Source organism: Streptomyces sp. KL116D (assembly GCF_030766975.1).
Taxonomy (GTDB): domain Bacteria; phylum Actinomycetota; class Actinomycetes; order Streptomycetales; family Streptomycetaceae; genus Streptomyces; species Streptomyces longispororuber_A.
In genome coordinates this window covers 678,961-695,500 of record NZ_JASERH010000136.1, presented here as the reverse complement: position 1 = coordinate 695,500, position 16,540 = coordinate 678,961, and the positions used below count along the sequence as shown (strand labels likewise).

Annotated in this window: 11 protein-coding genes and 4 pseudogenes; 7 read left to right on the top strand and 8 right to left on the bottom strand. The window is 70.1% G+C overall.

The window, feature by feature from the left end; genetic code table 11:
• Window positions 1-4 precede the first annotated feature (4 nt).
• From RBJ77_RS51750 to RBJ77_RS51725, 6 genes and pseudogenes are all read left to right on the top strand, one after another.
• Window positions 5-871: pseudogene (locus RBJ77_RS51750) on the top strand (fumarylacetoacetate hydrolase family protein).
• A gap of 29 nt (window positions 872-900) precedes the next feature.
• Window positions 901-1,527 (top strand): TetR/AcrR family transcriptional regulator, encoded by a 627-nt coding sequence (locus RBJ77_RS51745; protein WP_372351325.1) that lies wholly within the window; start codon window positions 901-903, stop codon window positions 1,525-1,527.
• 644 nt (window positions 1,528-2,171) lie between these two features.
• Window positions 2,172-2,369 carry a hypothetical protein gene (locus tag RBJ77_RS51740; protein ID WP_372351324.1) on the top strand — a complete coding sequence of 66 codons (198 nt, stop codon included), beginning with the start codon at window positions 2,172-2,174 and terminating at the stop codon, window positions 2,367-2,369.
• Window positions 2,369-2,986, top strand: coding sequence for a hypothetical protein (locus RBJ77_RS51735; RefSeq protein WP_372351323.1), 618 nt, complete (start codon window positions 2,369-2,371; stop codon window positions 2,984-2,986). The genes RBJ77_RS51740 and RBJ77_RS51735 overlap by 1 nt, the downstream gene beginning before the upstream one ends.
• Window positions 2,987-3,419: 433 nt before the next feature.
• Window positions 3,420-3,699, top strand: a pseudogene (locus tag RBJ77_RS51730) (aldehyde dehydrogenase family protein); the annotation flags it as partial.
• A 212-nt stretch (window positions 3,700-3,911) separates the two neighbouring features.
• Window positions 3,912-4,721, top strand: a pseudogene (locus RBJ77_RS51725) (aldehyde dehydrogenase family protein); the annotation flags it as partial.
• A gap of 868 nt (window positions 4,722-5,589) precedes the next feature.
• Here RBJ77_RS51725 and RBJ77_RS51720 read toward each other — a convergent pair.
• The 8 genes and pseudogenes from RBJ77_RS51720 to RBJ77_RS51685 form a co-directional block, all read right to left on the bottom strand.
• Window positions 5,590-6,161, bottom strand: a pseudogene (locus tag RBJ77_RS51720) (MarR family winged helix-turn-helix transcriptional regulator); the annotation flags it as partial.
• Between the two features lie 802 nt (window positions 6,162-6,963).
• A complete protein-coding gene (locus RBJ77_RS51715) occupies window positions 6,964-7,290 on the bottom strand; it encodes a hypothetical protein (protein ID WP_372351322.1) in 327 nt (108 codons plus the stop codon).
• Window positions 7,284-7,481: a hypothetical protein gene (locus RBJ77_RS51710; RefSeq protein WP_372351321.1), complete on the bottom strand. Its 198-nt coding sequence runs from the start codon at window positions 7,479-7,481 to the stop codon at window positions 7,284-7,286. The genes RBJ77_RS51715 and RBJ77_RS51710 overlap by 7 nt, the downstream gene beginning before the upstream one ends.
• A gap of 636 nt (window positions 7,482-8,117) precedes the next feature.
• Window positions 8,118-9,359: an extracellular solute-binding protein gene (locus RBJ77_RS51705; protein ID WP_372351320.1), complete on the bottom strand. Its 1,242-nt coding sequence runs from the start codon at window positions 9,357-9,359 to the stop codon at window positions 8,118-8,120.
• A 44-nt stretch (window positions 9,360-9,403) separates the two neighbouring features.
• Window positions 9,404-10,291, bottom strand: a complete 888-nt coding sequence (locus RBJ77_RS51700; protein ID WP_255975667.1) for a carbohydrate ABC transporter permease — start codon at window positions 10,289-10,291, stop codon at window positions 9,404-9,406.
• Window positions 10,288-11,142 (bottom strand): sugar ABC transporter permease, encoded by an 855-nt coding sequence (locus RBJ77_RS51695; protein WP_255975683.1) that lies wholly within the window; start codon window positions 11,140-11,142, stop codon window positions 10,288-10,290. The genes RBJ77_RS51700 and RBJ77_RS51695 overlap by 4 nt, the downstream gene beginning before the upstream one ends.
• Window positions 11,143-11,370: 228 nt before the next feature.
• A complete protein-coding gene (locus RBJ77_RS51690) occupies window positions 11,371-12,375 on the bottom strand; it encodes a hydroxyacid dehydrogenase (protein WP_372351319.1) in 1,005 nt (334 codons plus the stop codon).
• Window positions 12,376-12,470: 95 nt separating this feature from the next.
• Complete coding sequence (locus tag RBJ77_RS51685; protein ID WP_372351318.1) at window positions 12,471-13,097, bottom strand: SGNH/GDSL hydrolase family protein; 627 nt, start codon at window positions 13,095-13,097, stop codon at window positions 12,471-12,473.
• 632 nt (window positions 13,098-13,729) lie between these two features.
• Here RBJ77_RS51685 and RBJ77_RS51680 point away from each other — a divergent pair.
• A complete protein-coding gene (locus RBJ77_RS51680; protein ID WP_372351565.1) occupies window positions 13,730-16,444 on the top strand; it encodes a Tat pathway signal sequence domain protein in 2,715 nt (904 codons plus the stop codon).
• Window positions 16,445-16,540 lie beyond the last annotated feature (96 nt).

Sequence of the window (16,540 nt, the reverse complement as noted above, 5' to 3'; positions counted from 1 at the left end):
GCTCATGTCTCGCCCGCTCCGAGTACCGCGCAGTTGCCTCCTCCTCGACGGCGCCGCCGTCGAGGTCGCCGTCGACGGACGAACTCGTCGCCGGTGACGGCCGCCGCGTCAAGACCGACGAGGCCCACCACCTGCCAGCCGGTCGTCCCCTCCAAGGTGATCGCGGTCCACCTCAACCACCGCAGCCGCGTCGACGAGCTCCAGATCGGCCTGCCCGACACCCCCATCGTACCTCCACAAGCCGACCTCCTCGCTCAACAGCCACCAGGGCGCGACATCGTCCGCCCAGAGGGCTGCAAGTGGCTCAATCCAGCGAGGGCGAGTGTCGCCACCGTCATCGCAGACCGCGCGCAACATCGCCCCGGCCGACGCGGAGTACATCGCCGCGCTGCCATCCGTCGCCAACGACTACGGCCTGCACGACTTCCGCGACACCGACGCCGGGTCCATGCTCCGGGTCAGCGGGCTCGACACGTGCCCGCTCGGCCCCGGCCGTCACCGACCGGGACTTCCGCGGCAAGCGGCTGCGCACGTACGTCAACGGCGAGGTCGTCCAGGACGGCTCGACCGACGAGATGAAGTGGGACATGCACTACCTCGTCGCCGACATCGCCCGCACCATCACCCTGTACCCCGGCGACGTCCTGCTCTCTCCGGCACCCCGGCCAACTCCCGGCCGGTGCAGCCCGGTGACGTGGTCGAGGTGGAGGTCGAGGGCCTCCGGGATCGCCTCATAAACCATCGTCGTCACGGGTCCCACCGCGATCCGCGGCGACGTCGTGGCGCGCAGCCGACCGAGTCGGAGGCAGTGCTGTCCACCGCCCTCGGCGGCGACCGGGAATTCCGTGGCATCAGGCCGCCGAAGCGCTGACGGCGAGGTCACGGCGTAGGGTCGACGGCATGACCGACCCCGTCGAGCCCGCCGCGCACCTGCCGCTCCCGCAAGCGCGCGTCACGAACTACGGCACGTGGCCGGGCCGCCCTGCTGGACGCCGCGGTCCGCGTGGTGGCCCGCGGCGGTCTGCGCAGCCTCACCTACCGGGCCGTCGCCCAGAGGCCGGGGTCACCCACGGCTCGTACGTGCACCACTTCGGTTCGCGCGACGCGCTGACCGAGGAGGCGGTCAGCCACGCCATCCACTCCTCGCTGAACAGCAGCGCCCTGGAGATCGGCACGGGCAAGCCCGCCGACTTCGCCGCCGCTCGGTGTGACATGGTCGACTCCGGGCCCGAACTCCAGGCGTTCCAGCACGAGTTGCCGCCGGAGGCGCGCCGACGCCCCGAACTCCTGCCGCACAGCTGCGCAGCCTGTACGAGGAGTACTTCGGGGCCAGCGCGCGCGGGAGCTGACCCGCATCCTGGACCGTGGCCGGTGAGCCGCGGCATGCTCGCGGCTCGTGTTCGCCGCGCTGGAGGGCCTCGGTCCTGCACCAGCTGGCCTTCGGTGAGCGCGAGGTCACCGAAGAGGCACTCGCCGAGCTCAGGGGTCTCGCTGGAGCGGCTGTCCGAGGACCCGGACACCGACTGAACACCTCCGGCACATCGCCGCCGGGTCGCCGCCGCGCACGCAGCGTGGTCGTCGCGGGAACTCCCGTCCCGTTCCCGCGGGATCTCGCTGCCCTCACCCCCTGTCAAACGGATAGCGTTCGGCCCGACGATGAGGCAACTCGTTTGGCCTGAAACGATCCTTCTCTCTCCCTGGCAGGTGATCCGAGTGGACAGTCAGACGGTTTCCGCGGAGCGGACCGTACGGGACGCCCCCACTGCAGCCACGCTCAAACCCAACGCCCTCGGCGTTCTGGGCATCCTCTTCTTCGTGCTCGTCGGGTCAGGCCCCGCTCACCGGCATCGCCGGAGCCGTCCCGATCTCGATCGCCACCGGCAACGGATCCGGCACCCCGGCCGCCTACGTGCCGGCCGGAGCCGTGATCCTCCTCTTCTCCGTCGGCTTGGTCGCCATGGGCCGCCACGTCGTCGACGCCGGAGCCTTCTACACCTACATCGCACCGGACTCGGCCGCACCGCGCCGGCGCCGGCAGCGCCAGCGTCGCCCTGTTCGCCTACTCGCGTCATCCAGGCCGCGATGTACGGGCTCTACGGCGCCACCGTCGCCGCCCTCGTCGCCGACCACTACCCCTCGACCTGCCCTGGTGGGTCTACACTCTGGTGACCATGGCCGTGGTGCAGGCACTGGGCAGCCATGGGCATCGAGATGGGCGCCAAGGTGCTCGCCGTCTTCGTGCTCTCGCCGAGTTCAGCATCCTGCTCGTCTTCGGCCTGGTCACCCTCATCAAGGGCGGCGGCCCGAGGCTCGGCGCCGCCGACAGCTTCTCCCGTCGGCCGCGCTGCAGGGCGCTGGCGTCGCGGTGATGTTCGCCGAGCTTCGATGTCTCGGCTTCGAGGCCACCGCCATCTACGGCGAGGAGCCAAGGAACCCAAGAAGACCGTGCCCGCGCGACCTACCTCTCGGTCGTCGTCGTCACCGGATTCTTCGCCCTCACCTCCTGGATGCCGATCTCGGCCTACGGAGCCTCCAAGGAGCACTCCGCGCGGCGGGCGCCGCCCTGGCCTCCGGAGACTCTTCGGGCTTCGTCTTCGCCCCGATCGCCGACCAGTTCGGCGGCTGGGTCAACGACGTCCTGCCGATCCTGCTCGCCACCTCCCTGTTCGCCGGCATCCTCACCTTCCACAACTCCGCCAACCGCTACCTGTTCGCCCTCGGTCCGCGACGGACAGCTCCCCGCCCGGCTGTGCCGCCTCAACGCCCGGCACTCGCCGTGGACGGCCGGCTGCGTCCAGACCGTGATCGCCGTGCTCCTCGTCGTGCCGTTCGCCCTGGCCGGCAAGGACCCCGTCCTCACCCTCTCTCCTGGTTCAGCGGCCTCGCCGTGCTCGCGATGATGCTGCTCTACCTGCTGACCTCGGTGTCGGGCTCATCGTGTTCTTCCGCCGTCGCCGCGTCGACCAGCGGGTCTGGAACACCCTGATCGCGCCCCTGCTCGGCGCGCTCGGCATCGCCGGTGCGATCTGGCTGATCTCGCCAACTTCACCACCCTGATCGGCGGCGAGGCGGCACCGCGATCTGGCTGGTGCTCAGCGTCCCCGTCGTCCTCGCCCTCTCGGCGTGCTCAACCAACGGCTCCGGCGCCGAAGCACCACCGCTCCCACCGGCGGCTGACCCGCTCACCGCTCGGCTCGCGTCGTACGGCTCGCGTCCCTCGGCACGCGGAACTCGCACGCGAGCCGAGCGGCGGACCGGCCCGCCCCCGACTTCCCTTCTCTGGCTCCGTTCCCTGGAGGACCACGCATGACCGCCACCACGACGCGCCGGCTCCAGCGGGCCAAGGCGTCTCCAGCCGTCCGGCGCCCACCTGATCGACGTGTGCCGAAGAGGCCGGAGGCGGGGGCGAGTTCACCGCGATCTCACCGCGCGACGGCCGGAAGCTCGCCTCGGTCGCCGACGGCGGCGAAGCCGAGGTGAACGCCGCCGTCGCCGCCGCACGCCGCGCTTTCGACCACGGCCCCTGGCCCCGCATTACGGCACCCGCGGACCGCGGCCGCACCCTGATCCGGGTCGCCGAACTCCTCGACGCACACCGCCGAACTGGCCCTCACCGTCAGCCTCGAAATGGGCAAGCCCATCACCGACGCCCACGACATCGAACTGCGGGCCGTCATCAGCACGTTCCGCTGGTACGGCCAGCTCGCCGACAAACTCACCGACGAGTCCCTCCCGCACACGCACGACGCCCTCGCCCTCGTCGACCCGCGAGCCCGCCGGCGTCGTCGGCGCGAAGCTCGTGCCCTGGAACCTCCCGCTGACCCTGGCGGGCTGGAAGGTCGCCCCCGCACCGGGCCGCAGGCTGCACCGTCGTACTCAAGCCGTCCGAGAACTCGCTCCCTGTCGCGCTCCTCCTGGGCCGCATCGCTCCTGGAGGCCACGGCCTCCCGCCGGGCGTCCTCAACGTCGTCTAACGGCACCGGACCCGTGACCGGCCGCGCCCTCGGCGCCCTGCACCCCGACGTCGACGTCCTGGCCTTCACCGGCTCCTTACCGCCGTCGGCCGCCACTTCCTGCACTACGCCGCCGACTCCAACCTCAGCGGGTCTGGCATTTCCGAACTCGGCGGCAAGTCACCGGCATCATCGCTTCCCGACGCCCCCGACCTGGAGAAGGCCGCTTCGCCACCGCTCGCCTGGGGCATCTTCTTCAACCAGGGCGAGATGTGCACCGCGCCCTCCCGCCTCCTCGTGCACGCCTCCGTCGCCGAACAGGTCACCGAAGCCGCCGTGGCCCGCGCCCGCGCCGCTGCGCGTCGGCGACCCCTCGACCCGGCCACCGAGATGGGCGCCACTCGCGGGCGAGAGTCACCTCGCCCGCGTCCTCGACTTCCCGCACGTCCGCGCGGGCGGAGACTGACTTTGGCGCCCGCATCCGCACCGGCGGAGCGCGCACTCACCGACACCGGCGGCGTCTACCTCGAACCCACCGTCTTCGATCACGTCGCCCCCGACAGCCGCCTCGCCCGCGAGGAGATCTTCGGCCCCGTCCTGTCCGTGCTCACCTTCGACGACCTCGACGAGGCCGTCGCCCTCGCCAACGCGACCGAGTACGGCCTCGCCAGCCGGCCTGTGGACCTCCGACCTGTCGACCGCCCATTCCAGGTCTCGCGCCCTCAAGGCCGGCACGGTCTGGGTCAATCCGCTACGAGGAGGGCGTGACTCACCGTCCCCTTCGGCGGCATGAAGCAGCCGTGGCAACGGACGCGACGAGTCCGCCCACGCCCTGGAGGCGCGGCACATGTGGAACCGAAGACGACCTGGATCCAGCTGTGACGACGACGGCCCGCGCCCTCATCGCGATCCGCCCGCTTCTCCGCGCCACCTCCGCCCTGCGCTGCGCCGCAGAGGCGTCAACGCCCGCGCGCTGATCGAGGCCGTCTGGCGGGCGGGCGGTAGCAGAACCGGCCACCATCCACCCCACCGACCCGGCCGACAGCGACGTCGCCGCCGCCTGCCTCGCCTGTCGCTTCGACGGCGTCCTGCTCGGCGGCGAGCACCCCGCACCGCACCGCTACGGAGCACCGGACGCCCATCGATGGCGGTCTCACGACGTCGACGACCTGCAGGACGCGTGCGTTCGACTCGAAGCGTCGCCCGCCAGGCACTGGCGGGCGGACTCCCGCTCCTGGCGATCTGCCGCGCGGACTGCAAGTGGTCAACACCGTCCTGGGCGGCACCCTCCACCAGGACATGGGCGGCCTCGCGCCGCGAACACCGGCACGTCCGGCATCCCGCCTGGGCACACTCGCCCCCGGCTCGGCCCCGGCCCGCATCACCGCGACCGACAAGACCGAAGCGCTGCTACCACCACTCAGCACGCGGACCGCCTGGGGAGGGCCTGCATCGTCACCGCCCGGGCCGCCGACGAAACGATCGAGGCGGTCGAACTCGCCGACGCCCGTGCCCTGCTTTGTAGCGGTGCAGTGGCACCGGAAGACACCGCGCACGAGGATCGCCCAGCAGCGCCTCGTCGACGCGCTGGTACGGGCGGCGGCACCCTCTGACGTCCAGCAGGGCTCAGCTCGAGCTGACGCCCGCTCCGGCGCGGCGTCGGCGCCTCGCCGTTGAGGAGCAGAAGCGACTGACGGCGCTCCTCGCCGTCCTCCTCGACCTGGAGCACCACCTTGCGCAACCCGTCGGCGAGACCACGGCACCCGTCGTCGCTCAGCCGGGACGTCACGAACGCTTCCTCGCCGTTGAACGCGGGGAACACCTCGCGCATGAAGTCCTCAGCCCTCGTCCGCTGTCAGGCCAGCAACACGAGCCGTCCGTCGGTCGGATGACCGGCCCGGCGCAACAGCCCGCGCGCGACACCAGCGTGCGGGCCACGCCGGTCAGCGTGCCCTTGGAGATGCCCGCCTCTCGGCGACGTGCCGGGTCTCCGACTCGCCCCACACCCAGACCACCCACAGCACGGCACGAACGCGGTCCAGGTGAGATCCGACCCGCGCAGCACCGAGCGCCCTCCAGATGCTGACGCACGGCGGACGCGGCCCGGTAGATGCTGGCCACCGCGGCCATCTGCTCCCGGCGGACGGGAATCCCCGAGCTTCGCCTCCGCGAGCTCTCTGCCTCGCTGATGGACCGCTGGCTGGGCACGGGCTCGCATCGTCACCGACCCGATCGTGGTCTCCCTGGGTCATTCGACCTCAAATTCGTAATACGGCGACGCCCTGCGGAACGGCCGGGTTGTCGTGATCTTCAGTGCTCCTGAGATGCTCGCCCGATGTGGCGCGAACTGATCCTGGAACTGTCGGCGGACGCGGAACTCGCCGAGCCTGCGACCAGCGGGGCCTTGGCCGAGGCCGAGCGTGCAAGCTGGGCAGCCGCTGCCCGCGGATCTCGCGCTCCTGCTCCGCGAGTGCGACGGAGTGCGCGCACTGCGGAACCGACGTGGTGTGGAGCGCCGAACGGATGGCGTAAGGAGAACGCGTCCTCCGTACCTCGGCGGACTCTCGCCGAGCTCTCGCATGCCCTTCGAGCCGCTGATGTTCTTCGGGGACAACGGTGGCGGAGACCAGTTCGCCTTCGTCAGTGATCCCAGAGCGTGAGGAGCGTGTTCGTCTGGGACCACGAGAGGACGGGCGTTCGTAGGGCGGCGAACGGGCTGGAGGACTATCTCGCGTCAGAGCCATGGAGGACCCAGGGGACTGGTGGCGGCTGACGGCTCGTTCCCGGCGGACGTACCGGGGCGGGACAGTGGCTACGAGCGTGGGCTGCAGAGGCAGCGGCGAGTTCCGTGAGCCTGCGAGACCAGGAGTTCGGCCTCCGTGATCGAGGTGGATGGCGAGCGACGTCGGCGCGAGGAGTTTCGGTGCGTCGTGGGGCGGATCGTCTCGGACACGGGTCCTGGCTCCGGGCGTTCGGCGTCCAGAGGAGGGTGTCCAGGGTGTCGTGCCGCTCAGTCGTCAGCCGCTGGATGTAGCGATGCACGAAGAGCGGTCGTGGGTGGCGACGGAGCGGCTTTCCGAGGGTGTAGTCGATGGGGTACCGCGGTCTCGGTGACGACCTGGCGCACCGTCCAGCCGTCGGGCTTCTCGCCTCTCCCCGCGCTGGAGGACCGCCCAGCCCGGCGAGCGCCGTGGGTGATGACCTGGCGGCGGAGCAGGCAACGGCCACGGACCGGCGTCGCTGCGGGCGCCGTCCACGAGCTCGATGGGCTCCAGGGGCTGGCGCCGAAGCCGATGTCGACCAGCCAGCGGGTGCCGTCCAGGCCGACGATCAGCATGGCGTGCGTCGCCGGACGCTGGTGGAGTCCGCACCCAGCTGGACCCGGCCCGAGACGGCGGTGAAGCGGAACCCGAGTTTCTCCAGCGCGGCGGCGAAGAGCACGGTGTGCTCGTACAGCAGCCGCCCCGGCCACGGCGGATCAGCTTCTGTCCCGCACCGAGGGCAGGTCGAGGCGCACCTCGCGGGCATGCAGGAAACTGTCGAGGGTGTCCCACCGCAGGGTCAGCACATGAGGCGCGCTGCAGGCCCGCAGCGTGGTGAGGGTGGGGCCCGGTCGCCCTCGTATCCGAGGTGACTGAGGTGTAGGCGTCCAGGCCGAGCTGCTCGCTGCTCCACATACCAAGGTCAACTTCCGTCCGGCGGGCGCCATCTCCGGGAACCAGCGCCCGACCGGGGCCATCGCAACGTCAGCTGTTGGCAGCCTGCTCCTTGGCGAGTTCCTCGGCGATCTTGTCGCCTCCGCGGGAGCGCCACTTCTTCACCGCCGCGTCGAGGTCGGACATGGAGGACCGACCTGGCGATCACCGCCGTGACGGCGTCAGTCCATCAGGGCCCGCAGCGTGGCGCCCTGGGAGACGAGAGAGGGGTGCGCGAGACGAGACCGAACGAGGCGTCGTGCGAATGGTCACCGACGACCTTCTGCGGCCAGGCGTGCAGCGCCCGGACCGCTTCGGCGCCCCGGCACGAACAGCGCACCTGCGGTCCCTCGGCCAGCATAGCGCGGAAGGGCAGGCTGGTGATGTTCTCCACCTCACCGAGCCTGGTGCGCTCCGGGGAACCGTCCTTCGCCCGGTCGCAGGCGGACGCCCTCGACACCGAACTGCATCAGCTCCCACTCCTTCGTGCCGAAGGGTGACGCCAGGTAGTCGAGGACGCGCAGCAGCATCTGGATGCGCTCCTTCTGGCCTTCTTCAGGATGGTGTACCGAAGGAACGGCGGGCCGCGACGTGGCCTCCGGGCGTGCCGTCGACCGCGTAGGGCAGCGCAGGTGCCGGCGTCAGCAGTCCCTTCGTGTCCGGGTACAGCTGTCGTGTACGCGCCGAAGCCGTTCTGCATCGAGCCGACCGTGCCATGTTGAGGAACAGCGTGTTGAGGTCGGGGAGGACAGGGACGTCGCGTCCGGGTGGTACGAGCGTTCTTGCGCAGCTGACCTGGTAGGCGACGGCCTGCCGGTACCGCTCGTCGGTGTAGTTGAGCGTGGAAGGCGCCGCTCTTGTCGACGGCCCAGCCCTGCGGGGCGCGGTGGGCGGCGGAGTGGACGCCGTTGCAGAAGTTGGAGCCGACGGCCGCGCCCAGCGCGTACGTCTTGCCGTGCGTGGCCTTCTTGGCGACGGCGGCGAAGTCGTCGTCGGTCCAGCCGTCCTTCATGCCGGCGTCCTCGAACATGCCCTGGTTGACCCAGAGGGTCGATCCGGTCACCGGACGTTCGAGCGGGATGCCGTAGATCTGCCCGCCGATGCGGCCCATGTCGCGCCAGGCGTGGGTGGGGATGCCCGCCAGATTGGGGTAGTCACCGACCGCGTCGCCGGACAGGTAGGGCGTGAGGTCCTGGGCGCGTGTCTGCACGAACTGCTGCTCGCGCGGCAGGGTGTAGCCGGAGAACATGTTGATGATGTCCGGCAGCCTGTCCGCGTCACCGGCCATGACCGTGGCCATCTTCTTCTGGTAGTCGGCCTGCGGGATGACCGTGTACTCGATCTTGATGCCGAGGGCCTTCTCGACGGCCTTCCAGTACTGGTTCTGGGCCGCGGCCTTCGGGGGAGTACCGAAGGTGACGGACATGACCCTGATCGTGCTGCCGTCGCCCGGGGTGCGCTTGACCGCCGTGGCCAGGTCGGAGGGGTAGCGCGTGTACCCGGCCTGGACGCCCGCCTCGGTCGGGGCGAGGTCCGGCTTGGCACCGGCGGGTGCCTTGTACGCGGGCCAAGGGGCCTGCTTCTTTCCCGCGTTGGTGACGTCCCCGCCTCCCGAGGAGTCGGAGCAGGCGGTGAGCAGCGGGGAGGCGGCGGCCGCGGCTCCCGCGACGGCCACGGTGCGCAGGACGGTTCTCCGCGATATTCCGGGCATGACTGATCGACCTTTCGAGCGGCTCGTACGGAGGAAGGTGGGGTTCAGCTCTTGATGGCGCCGGTGAGCACGCCCTTGGTGAAGTACTTCTGAAGGAAGGGGTAGACCAGCAGGATGGGGGCGGTGGCGAGCACCAGGACGGCCATCTGCACGGTCTGCGGGGCGTTGACCGTGCCCTCGCCGGTGGTGGTGTCGGTCAGTCCCTCACCGGCCACCACGTAGGTGCGCAGCACCTGTTGGAGCGGCCAGTGGTCGCTCTCCATGTACAGCGAGGCGTAGAACCAGGAGTTCCAGTACGCCACCGCGTAGAACAGGCCGACCACGGCGAGGGCGGCCTTCGACAGCGGGAGCACGATGCTGAACAGGACGCGCAGGTCGCCGGCGCCGTCGAGACGGGCGGCTTCGTACAGCTCCTCGGGGATGCCCTGGAAGAAGCCGCGCAGGACGACGAGGTTGAAGACGTTGACCAGCACGGGCAGGACCAGCGAGGCGTAACTGTCCAGCAGGCCCAGCTCCTTGACCACGAGGAAGCTGGGGATCATGCCGGGCGGGAACAGGAAGGTGAACAGGACCAGCAGCAGGATCGGCTTGCGGCCGTAGACCTGGGGGCGGGACAGCGCGTAGGCCAGGAACACCGTGGCGGCGAGGCTGAGCAGCGTACCGATCAGGGTGACGCCGACGCTGACGCCGAGTGCGTGGGTGACGATGCCGCCGTCGAGGATGTCGCGGTACGCGTCCAGGGTGGGGTGTTGCGGCCACAGGACCCAGCCGCCGTTGGCCACCACTTCGCGCGGGGACGCGAGTGAGGTCGCCACGATGGTCAGGAAGGGGACGCACACCAGCGCGACGACGGCGACGAGGGCGACCACCTTGCCCGCCTGCGTGACGGGCCTGGGCTTCTCCATCCAGCCGGGGCGTGCTTGCGTGCTCATCTGTAGACCCCCTGCTCCCCGAGACGGTGGGCCACCTTGTTGGCCGCGTAGACGAGTGCGGCCCCGATGAGGCCCTTGAAGAGTCCGGCCGCCGCGGCGTATCCGTAGTCGCCGCCGACGATGCCCTGGTAGTAGACGAACGTGTCGATGATCTCGGCGGCCTGCGGGCCGACCGCGTCGCGCTGCAGCAGCATCTGCTCGAAGCCGACGGAGAGGATGTCGCCGAGCCGCATGATCAGCAGCAGCACGACCACGGGGCGGATCGAGGGCAGGGTGACGTGCCAGAAGCGCCGCCAGGGGCCCGCGCCGTCGATGGCGGCGGCCTCGTACTGCTGCTCGTCGACCTGGGAGAGGGCGGCGAGGAAGATGATGGTGCCCCAGCCGGCGTCCTTCCAGATCACCTGGGCGACGACGAGCGGTTTGAAGGCGTCGGGATTGCCGACGATGTCGACGGTGTGCAGACCCGCGTCGCCGAGGAACCCGTTCACCATCCCGGTGTCGCCGAGCACCTGCTGGAACAGGGCGACGACGATCACCCACGACACGAAGTGCGGCAGGTAGGCGACCGACTGGACGAACCGGCGGACGGTGCCCCACGTGAGGCTGTGCAGCAGCAGGGCGAGGGCCAGCGGGACCGGGAAGTAGAAGACCAGCTGGAGCACGGCGATCAGCATGGTGTTGATCACCGAGTGCCAGAAGTCGCCGTCCTGGAGCATCCGTTGGAAGTTGTCGAGGCCGACCCAGGGGCTGCCCCAGATGCCGTCGAACGGCACGTAGTCCTTGAAGGCGATGACGTTGCCGACGAGGGCCCCGTAGTGGAAGACCAGGAAGTAGGTGAAGGTGCCGAACATGAGCAGGGACAGCACGAGGCTGCGCCTGCTGCGAGGGTGGTGTCGCTTGGTTCGAGCGCCGGACGCTGGCGGGGAAGGACGACCTTGTGCCGTTCTTCCGGGGCGCTCGCGCAGCAGGTGTGCCACGGAGCCTCCTCGGCTGTGAAGGGATGTCGGACGGGACGGAAACGTTTGAGTGTGGTGCGGGCGGGTGGTGCCGGTCCGGTGGTGCGGACCGGCCCGGACGGGTCAGGCGCGCAGCAGCAGGGCCTGTGAGGACACGGAGTGCAGGGGAGCCGATCCCCCGCTGATGCGGCGGAGTTCGGCGATCACCAGACGGCCCATCCCACGCCGTTCGCCGCCGACCGTGCCGGCGACGTGACCGGTGAGCATCACGTTGGGCAGCGCGTACAGGAGGGAAGAGGCCGGCAGGGGTTCCACGGTGGTCACATCGAGCACGGCGTACAGGTCGGGGCGCTGCTGCAGTACGCGAATGAGTCCGTCCTCGTCGAGCACCGCACCGCGTGCGGTGTTGATCAGCGTGGCGTTCCGCGGCAGCAGGCGCAGCAGGTCCTCGGTGATCAGCCTCTCCGTGCGGCCCGGGATCAACGGGGTGTGCACGCTGAGCACTTGGGCCCGGCGGAACAGTTCGTCGATGCTCGCCGCCCGCTCCACCTGCGCGGCACCGAAGGCCTCGTCGGTGACGAAGGGGTCCCAGGCGATGACGTCCGCCTCCAGCCGGCGCAGCAGCGCGGCCGTCTTGCGGGCCACGGACCCGAAGGAGATCAGTCCCACGGTCTGCCGGTAGATGCCAGGGATGTGATCGAGGGGCGGGAGCCCGGTCTCGGACTTGATGCGGTGGGACCGTCGGTGCACGTCCTTGAGCGCGAGGACGGTCTGGGCGTAGACGTACTCGGCCACCGGTTCGTTGTTGGCGTCGGCGGCCGAGACCACGACGATCCCGCGGGCCCAGACCGCATCACTGACGATCTTGCGGACGGATCCCGCTGCGTGGACCACGACCCTCAGCGACGGCAGTTCGCGCAGGAGGTCCTCGGTCAGGCGGGGCATGCCCCAGGACGTGATGAGAACGTCGATCTCGGCGCGTCGCGGGTGCAGGGCCAGGGCCTGACCGTCGTGGCAGTCGGCCACGACGTCGACCAGGCCCGCGAGTTCTTCCCATTGGGCCGGGCCGAACACTTCGCCTCTGAGCGCGGGACCCAGGACGACAGCGGCCCGAAGACGCGAGGACAACCGATGCTCCTTCGAATGATGGGGAGTTCCCCGGACCGGTGCGACGGGCCGGGAGGGGCCGGATCGCTCCGGCGGACGGTGTGGGGCCGGCGGTTTCATGACGAGGTGGTCAGGGCCAGCCAGGCCGTGGCGAGGACGTCGTGCCCGGTCTCGGTCAGGTGGATGCCGTCCGAGGTGAGGGCCGACGGGTCGCCGTGTGTGCGGGCGGCCTGGTTGAGCAGGCCGTCAGCGGCGAGCAGCTGCGCGTCGAACTCCTCGGCCAGGCGCCGCACCACGGTGATGCGCCGGTCGAGGTCCTCGCGCCAGGCCCACTGCTGCGCCCGTACGGGTATCAGGAAGGGCTCCACCAGGACCAGCAGGCTGCCCTGCTTCGTGGAACGTGCCAGGACGTCGCGGTACGAGCGTTCGTACGCGTCGGTCGAGGTGGGGTCGTCGCGGTCGAAGCGGCGCCACGTGTCGTTCACGCCGACCAGGACCGACACCAGGTCCGGGCGCTGCGCGAGGGTGTCCTCCTGCCAGCGCCGGGCCAGATCCGCGGCGCGGTCGCCGCTGATGCCGCGGTTGACGACGCGCAGGTCCGGACGGGTACCGGCCAGGGTGTGGGCGATGCGGCTGACGAAGCCGTGGCCCAGGTCGGAGCTGTCGCCGGGGTCGCGTTTCGCGGCCGTGATGCTGTCGCCCTGGAACAACAGGCAGCCGTCCGTGGGCAGTTGGAAAGCCATGCCCCCTCCTCTCGTCGCGCAGGTGTGCCCCGGTGACCGCATGGCTGCGATGGGGCGGGAGCGTGAGGAAAAACGATTCAAGAGAGCCGCTGACGTCGCGGCGATACGCATTGTGCACGGAGAGCGTCGCTTGGACAATATTCTTCACACAGAATCATGTTGATTCATTGGTGCGTGGTGCGGCGGGGGGCTGGGCAGGTTGCGCACCGAGGCTCCCGACCTGCGGCAGAGCCCGTGATGCACCGGGCCGATGGATCCGTGAGGGACGGGTTCACTCCCTGGAACTGCCCCAACCGATCGACGCATTTTGCGTCAGATCTGGTCCTGCTGATGCGCATGGTGTAAGCATGTCCGTCGGCAGCGCATCCTCGCCGAACCCAACGGCCGCTCGCGCCACGCCACTTCATGCTGCTCGTAGTCGTCATCCTTCGTGCACCACCGAACCGGGGGTGACCGTTTCGGACGAGCCGACGCCCCAGCTCGCGCTCGCCGTGATCCCCCGATCACCGCGAGCGCCTCACCACCGGCCGGATCAGGGCGTCCCCGTCCGTGCTTCCTCGCTCACCGCATGGCGTCATCGTGGCGCCGTCACAAGGGAGTTGAACCCTGTGGTCCAGATCAGCCGACGATCCATGCTTGCCGGCGCGGCAGCGGGCGGAGCCGCTGTCCTGCTCACTCCGCCCTCGGCGGCGCGCGCCGACCAGGTGCGCGACCGGGCCGCGAGCACCCCGCTGAGAGCCGAAGGGCACGACCCGGTCACCCTCCACTGGCTGGAGAAGGACACCCCGGCCGAGTTGACCGGCGGAGCCACGTGGGGAGTCCCGTGGCCGGCCGGCTCCTTCGGCCCCGACCAGAAGTTCTCCCTCGCCACGCCGTCGGGGGAGCAGGTGCCGGTGCAGAGCTGGCCGACGGGCTACTGGCCGGACGGCTCGGTCAAGTGGACGGCCCACGCGCTCAGTTCGACGGCCCCTCGCGCCGCCACCTACACGCTCGCCGCCGGAGAGCCGGCCACGGTGGACGACGCGGTCACCGTGCACGCGGGCCGTGACCAGTACACCGTGAGCACGGGCGTGATCGACGTGGTCTTCCCGCGCAAGGGCGACCGCCTCATCTCCACCATCCGCCGCGGCGACACGGTGATCGCCAAGGACGGCCGGCTCGTCGCGTCCCGGCAGGACCGGCCCGACACCGACGGCGCCCCGGTGATCAAGACAGAATCCTTCACCGGCTTCGTCAGCTCCGTCACGGTGGAGCAGGACGGACCCGTCCGCGCGGTGATCAAGGTCGAGGGCAAGCACCAGAAGGGACGCCGCGCCTGGCTGCCCTTCAGCGTGCGGTTCTACTTCTACGCGGGATCCGACGCGATCCGCACCGTGCACACCTTCGTCTTCGACGGCAACGAGAACAAGGACTTCCTGAACGGGCTCGGCATCCGCTTCACCGTGCCGATGCGCGGCGAACTGCACGACCGGCACGTCCGCTTCGCCGGCCAGGGCAAGGGCGTCCTCTCCGAGGCGGTGCGCGGCATCACCGGGCTGCGCCGCGACCCCGGGGCGGCCGTGCGTACCGCGCAGTACGAGGGCAGGGCGACCCCGGCCACCAGCACCTGGGACAGCCGGGTCACCTCCCGCCTGCAGTGGATCCCCGCGTGGGGCGACTACAGCCTGAGCCAGCTCAACGCCCACGGCTTCGAACTGCGCAAGCGCACCAAGCTGGGCCACTCCTGGGTCCGCGTCGACGGCGGCAAGCGCGCCGAGGGCCTGGCGTACGTGGGCTCGCCGAGCGGTGGATTCGCCTTCGGCATGCGCAACTTCTGGCAGCTGCACCCCACCGAGCTGCAGATCGAGGGCGCCGCCGGGGACGAGGCGCAGACAACGGTGTGGATGTGGTCGCCGCGGGCCGGCGCCATGGACCTGCGCTTCTACCACGACGGGATGGGCCAGGACACCTACCCCGAGCAGCTCGACGCCCTGGAGATCACGTACGAGGACTACGAGCCGGGCTTCGGCACGCCCTACGGCGTGGCCCGCACGACCGAGATGACCTTCTGGGCCCTGGGCGGGACGCCGACCGCCGAGCGCTTCTCCCAGCTCGCGGCCGCCAACGCCACACCCCCGCTGCCGGCCAGCAGCCCCGAGCACAACCACTCCGCCAAGGTGTTCGGCTCCTGGAGCCCGGTCGACCGGACCGCCGCCGCCAAGGCCGTGCTCGAGGACAAGCTGCAGGCGATGCACGACTATCACCGCGGTCAGGTGGACCAGCGTTCCTGGTACGGGTTCTGGGACTACGGCGACATCATGCACAGCTACGACGGCACCCGGCACACCTGGTCGTACGACGTCGGCGGTTACGCCTGGGACAACTCCGAGCTCTCCACGGACCTGTGGCTCTGGTACCACTACCTGCGCACCGGCGACGCCACGGCCTTCCGCTTCGTCGAGGCCATGTCCCGTCACACGGGTGAGGTGGACATGTACCACATCGGCAAGTATCAGGGCCTGGGCACCCGGCACGGCGTCATGCACTGGGGCGACAGCGCCAAGCAGGTGCGCATCAGCAACGCCGGTTACAAGCGCTTCCACTACTTCCTCACCGCCGACGAGCGGGTCGGCGACATCCTCCACGAACTCGTCGACGCCGACCGCAGCTTCCTCGTCCTCGACCCCGGCCGCAAGATCAGGGAGGGCGACCCGTTCGAGCCCGACCCCAAGGCCATGCCGGTCAGCACCACCACCGACTGGGGCGCGCTGGCCATGGCCTGGCTCGCCGAATGGGAGCGGGGCGGCAACCCGATCGCGAAGAAGAAGCTCCTCAACGGAGCGCGGACCATCGCGGCCCTGCCCAACGGCTGGGTGCAGAGCGGAGCCATCACCTACAACCTCGCCGACGGGAAGTTCACCGGACCCGGCGAGCCCAGCGTGTCGGTGGGATCGCTCAGTTCGGTCTTCGGTCTCATCGAGGTCATGACCGAGGTCGTCGCCCTCACCGACGACGAGACGGTCACGAAGCAGTGGGTGAACTTCTGCCGGTTGTACAACGCGACCAAGGCCGAGCAGAAGGAGGCCACGGGCTCGGACTGGGGCAACCTCAACCTGCGGCAGGCCTACTCCCGCGCCACCGCCTACGCCGCCAGCCAGCTCGACGACACCGCCCTGGCCGAGCGGGCCTGGCAGGAACTGCGGACCGGCCACGCCGGGTACCCGGACGACCACGACTTCTCCGCACACCGTGTCGAGGGCCCGGACGTGCTCAACCCGGTCGACGAAGCCAGTCTGTCAGCCAACGCCAGCGCCCAGTTCGGCCTGGCCGCCATCCAGTGCCTGGCCCTCGTCGGTGACGAAATCTGACATCGACGACAACCTGTCGCAGGGAACGCCCCAGCTCGGAGCATGATCGAGCAGCTTCCTCTACGATCGTCAAGAATTGTTCACCAGAGGGAGCCT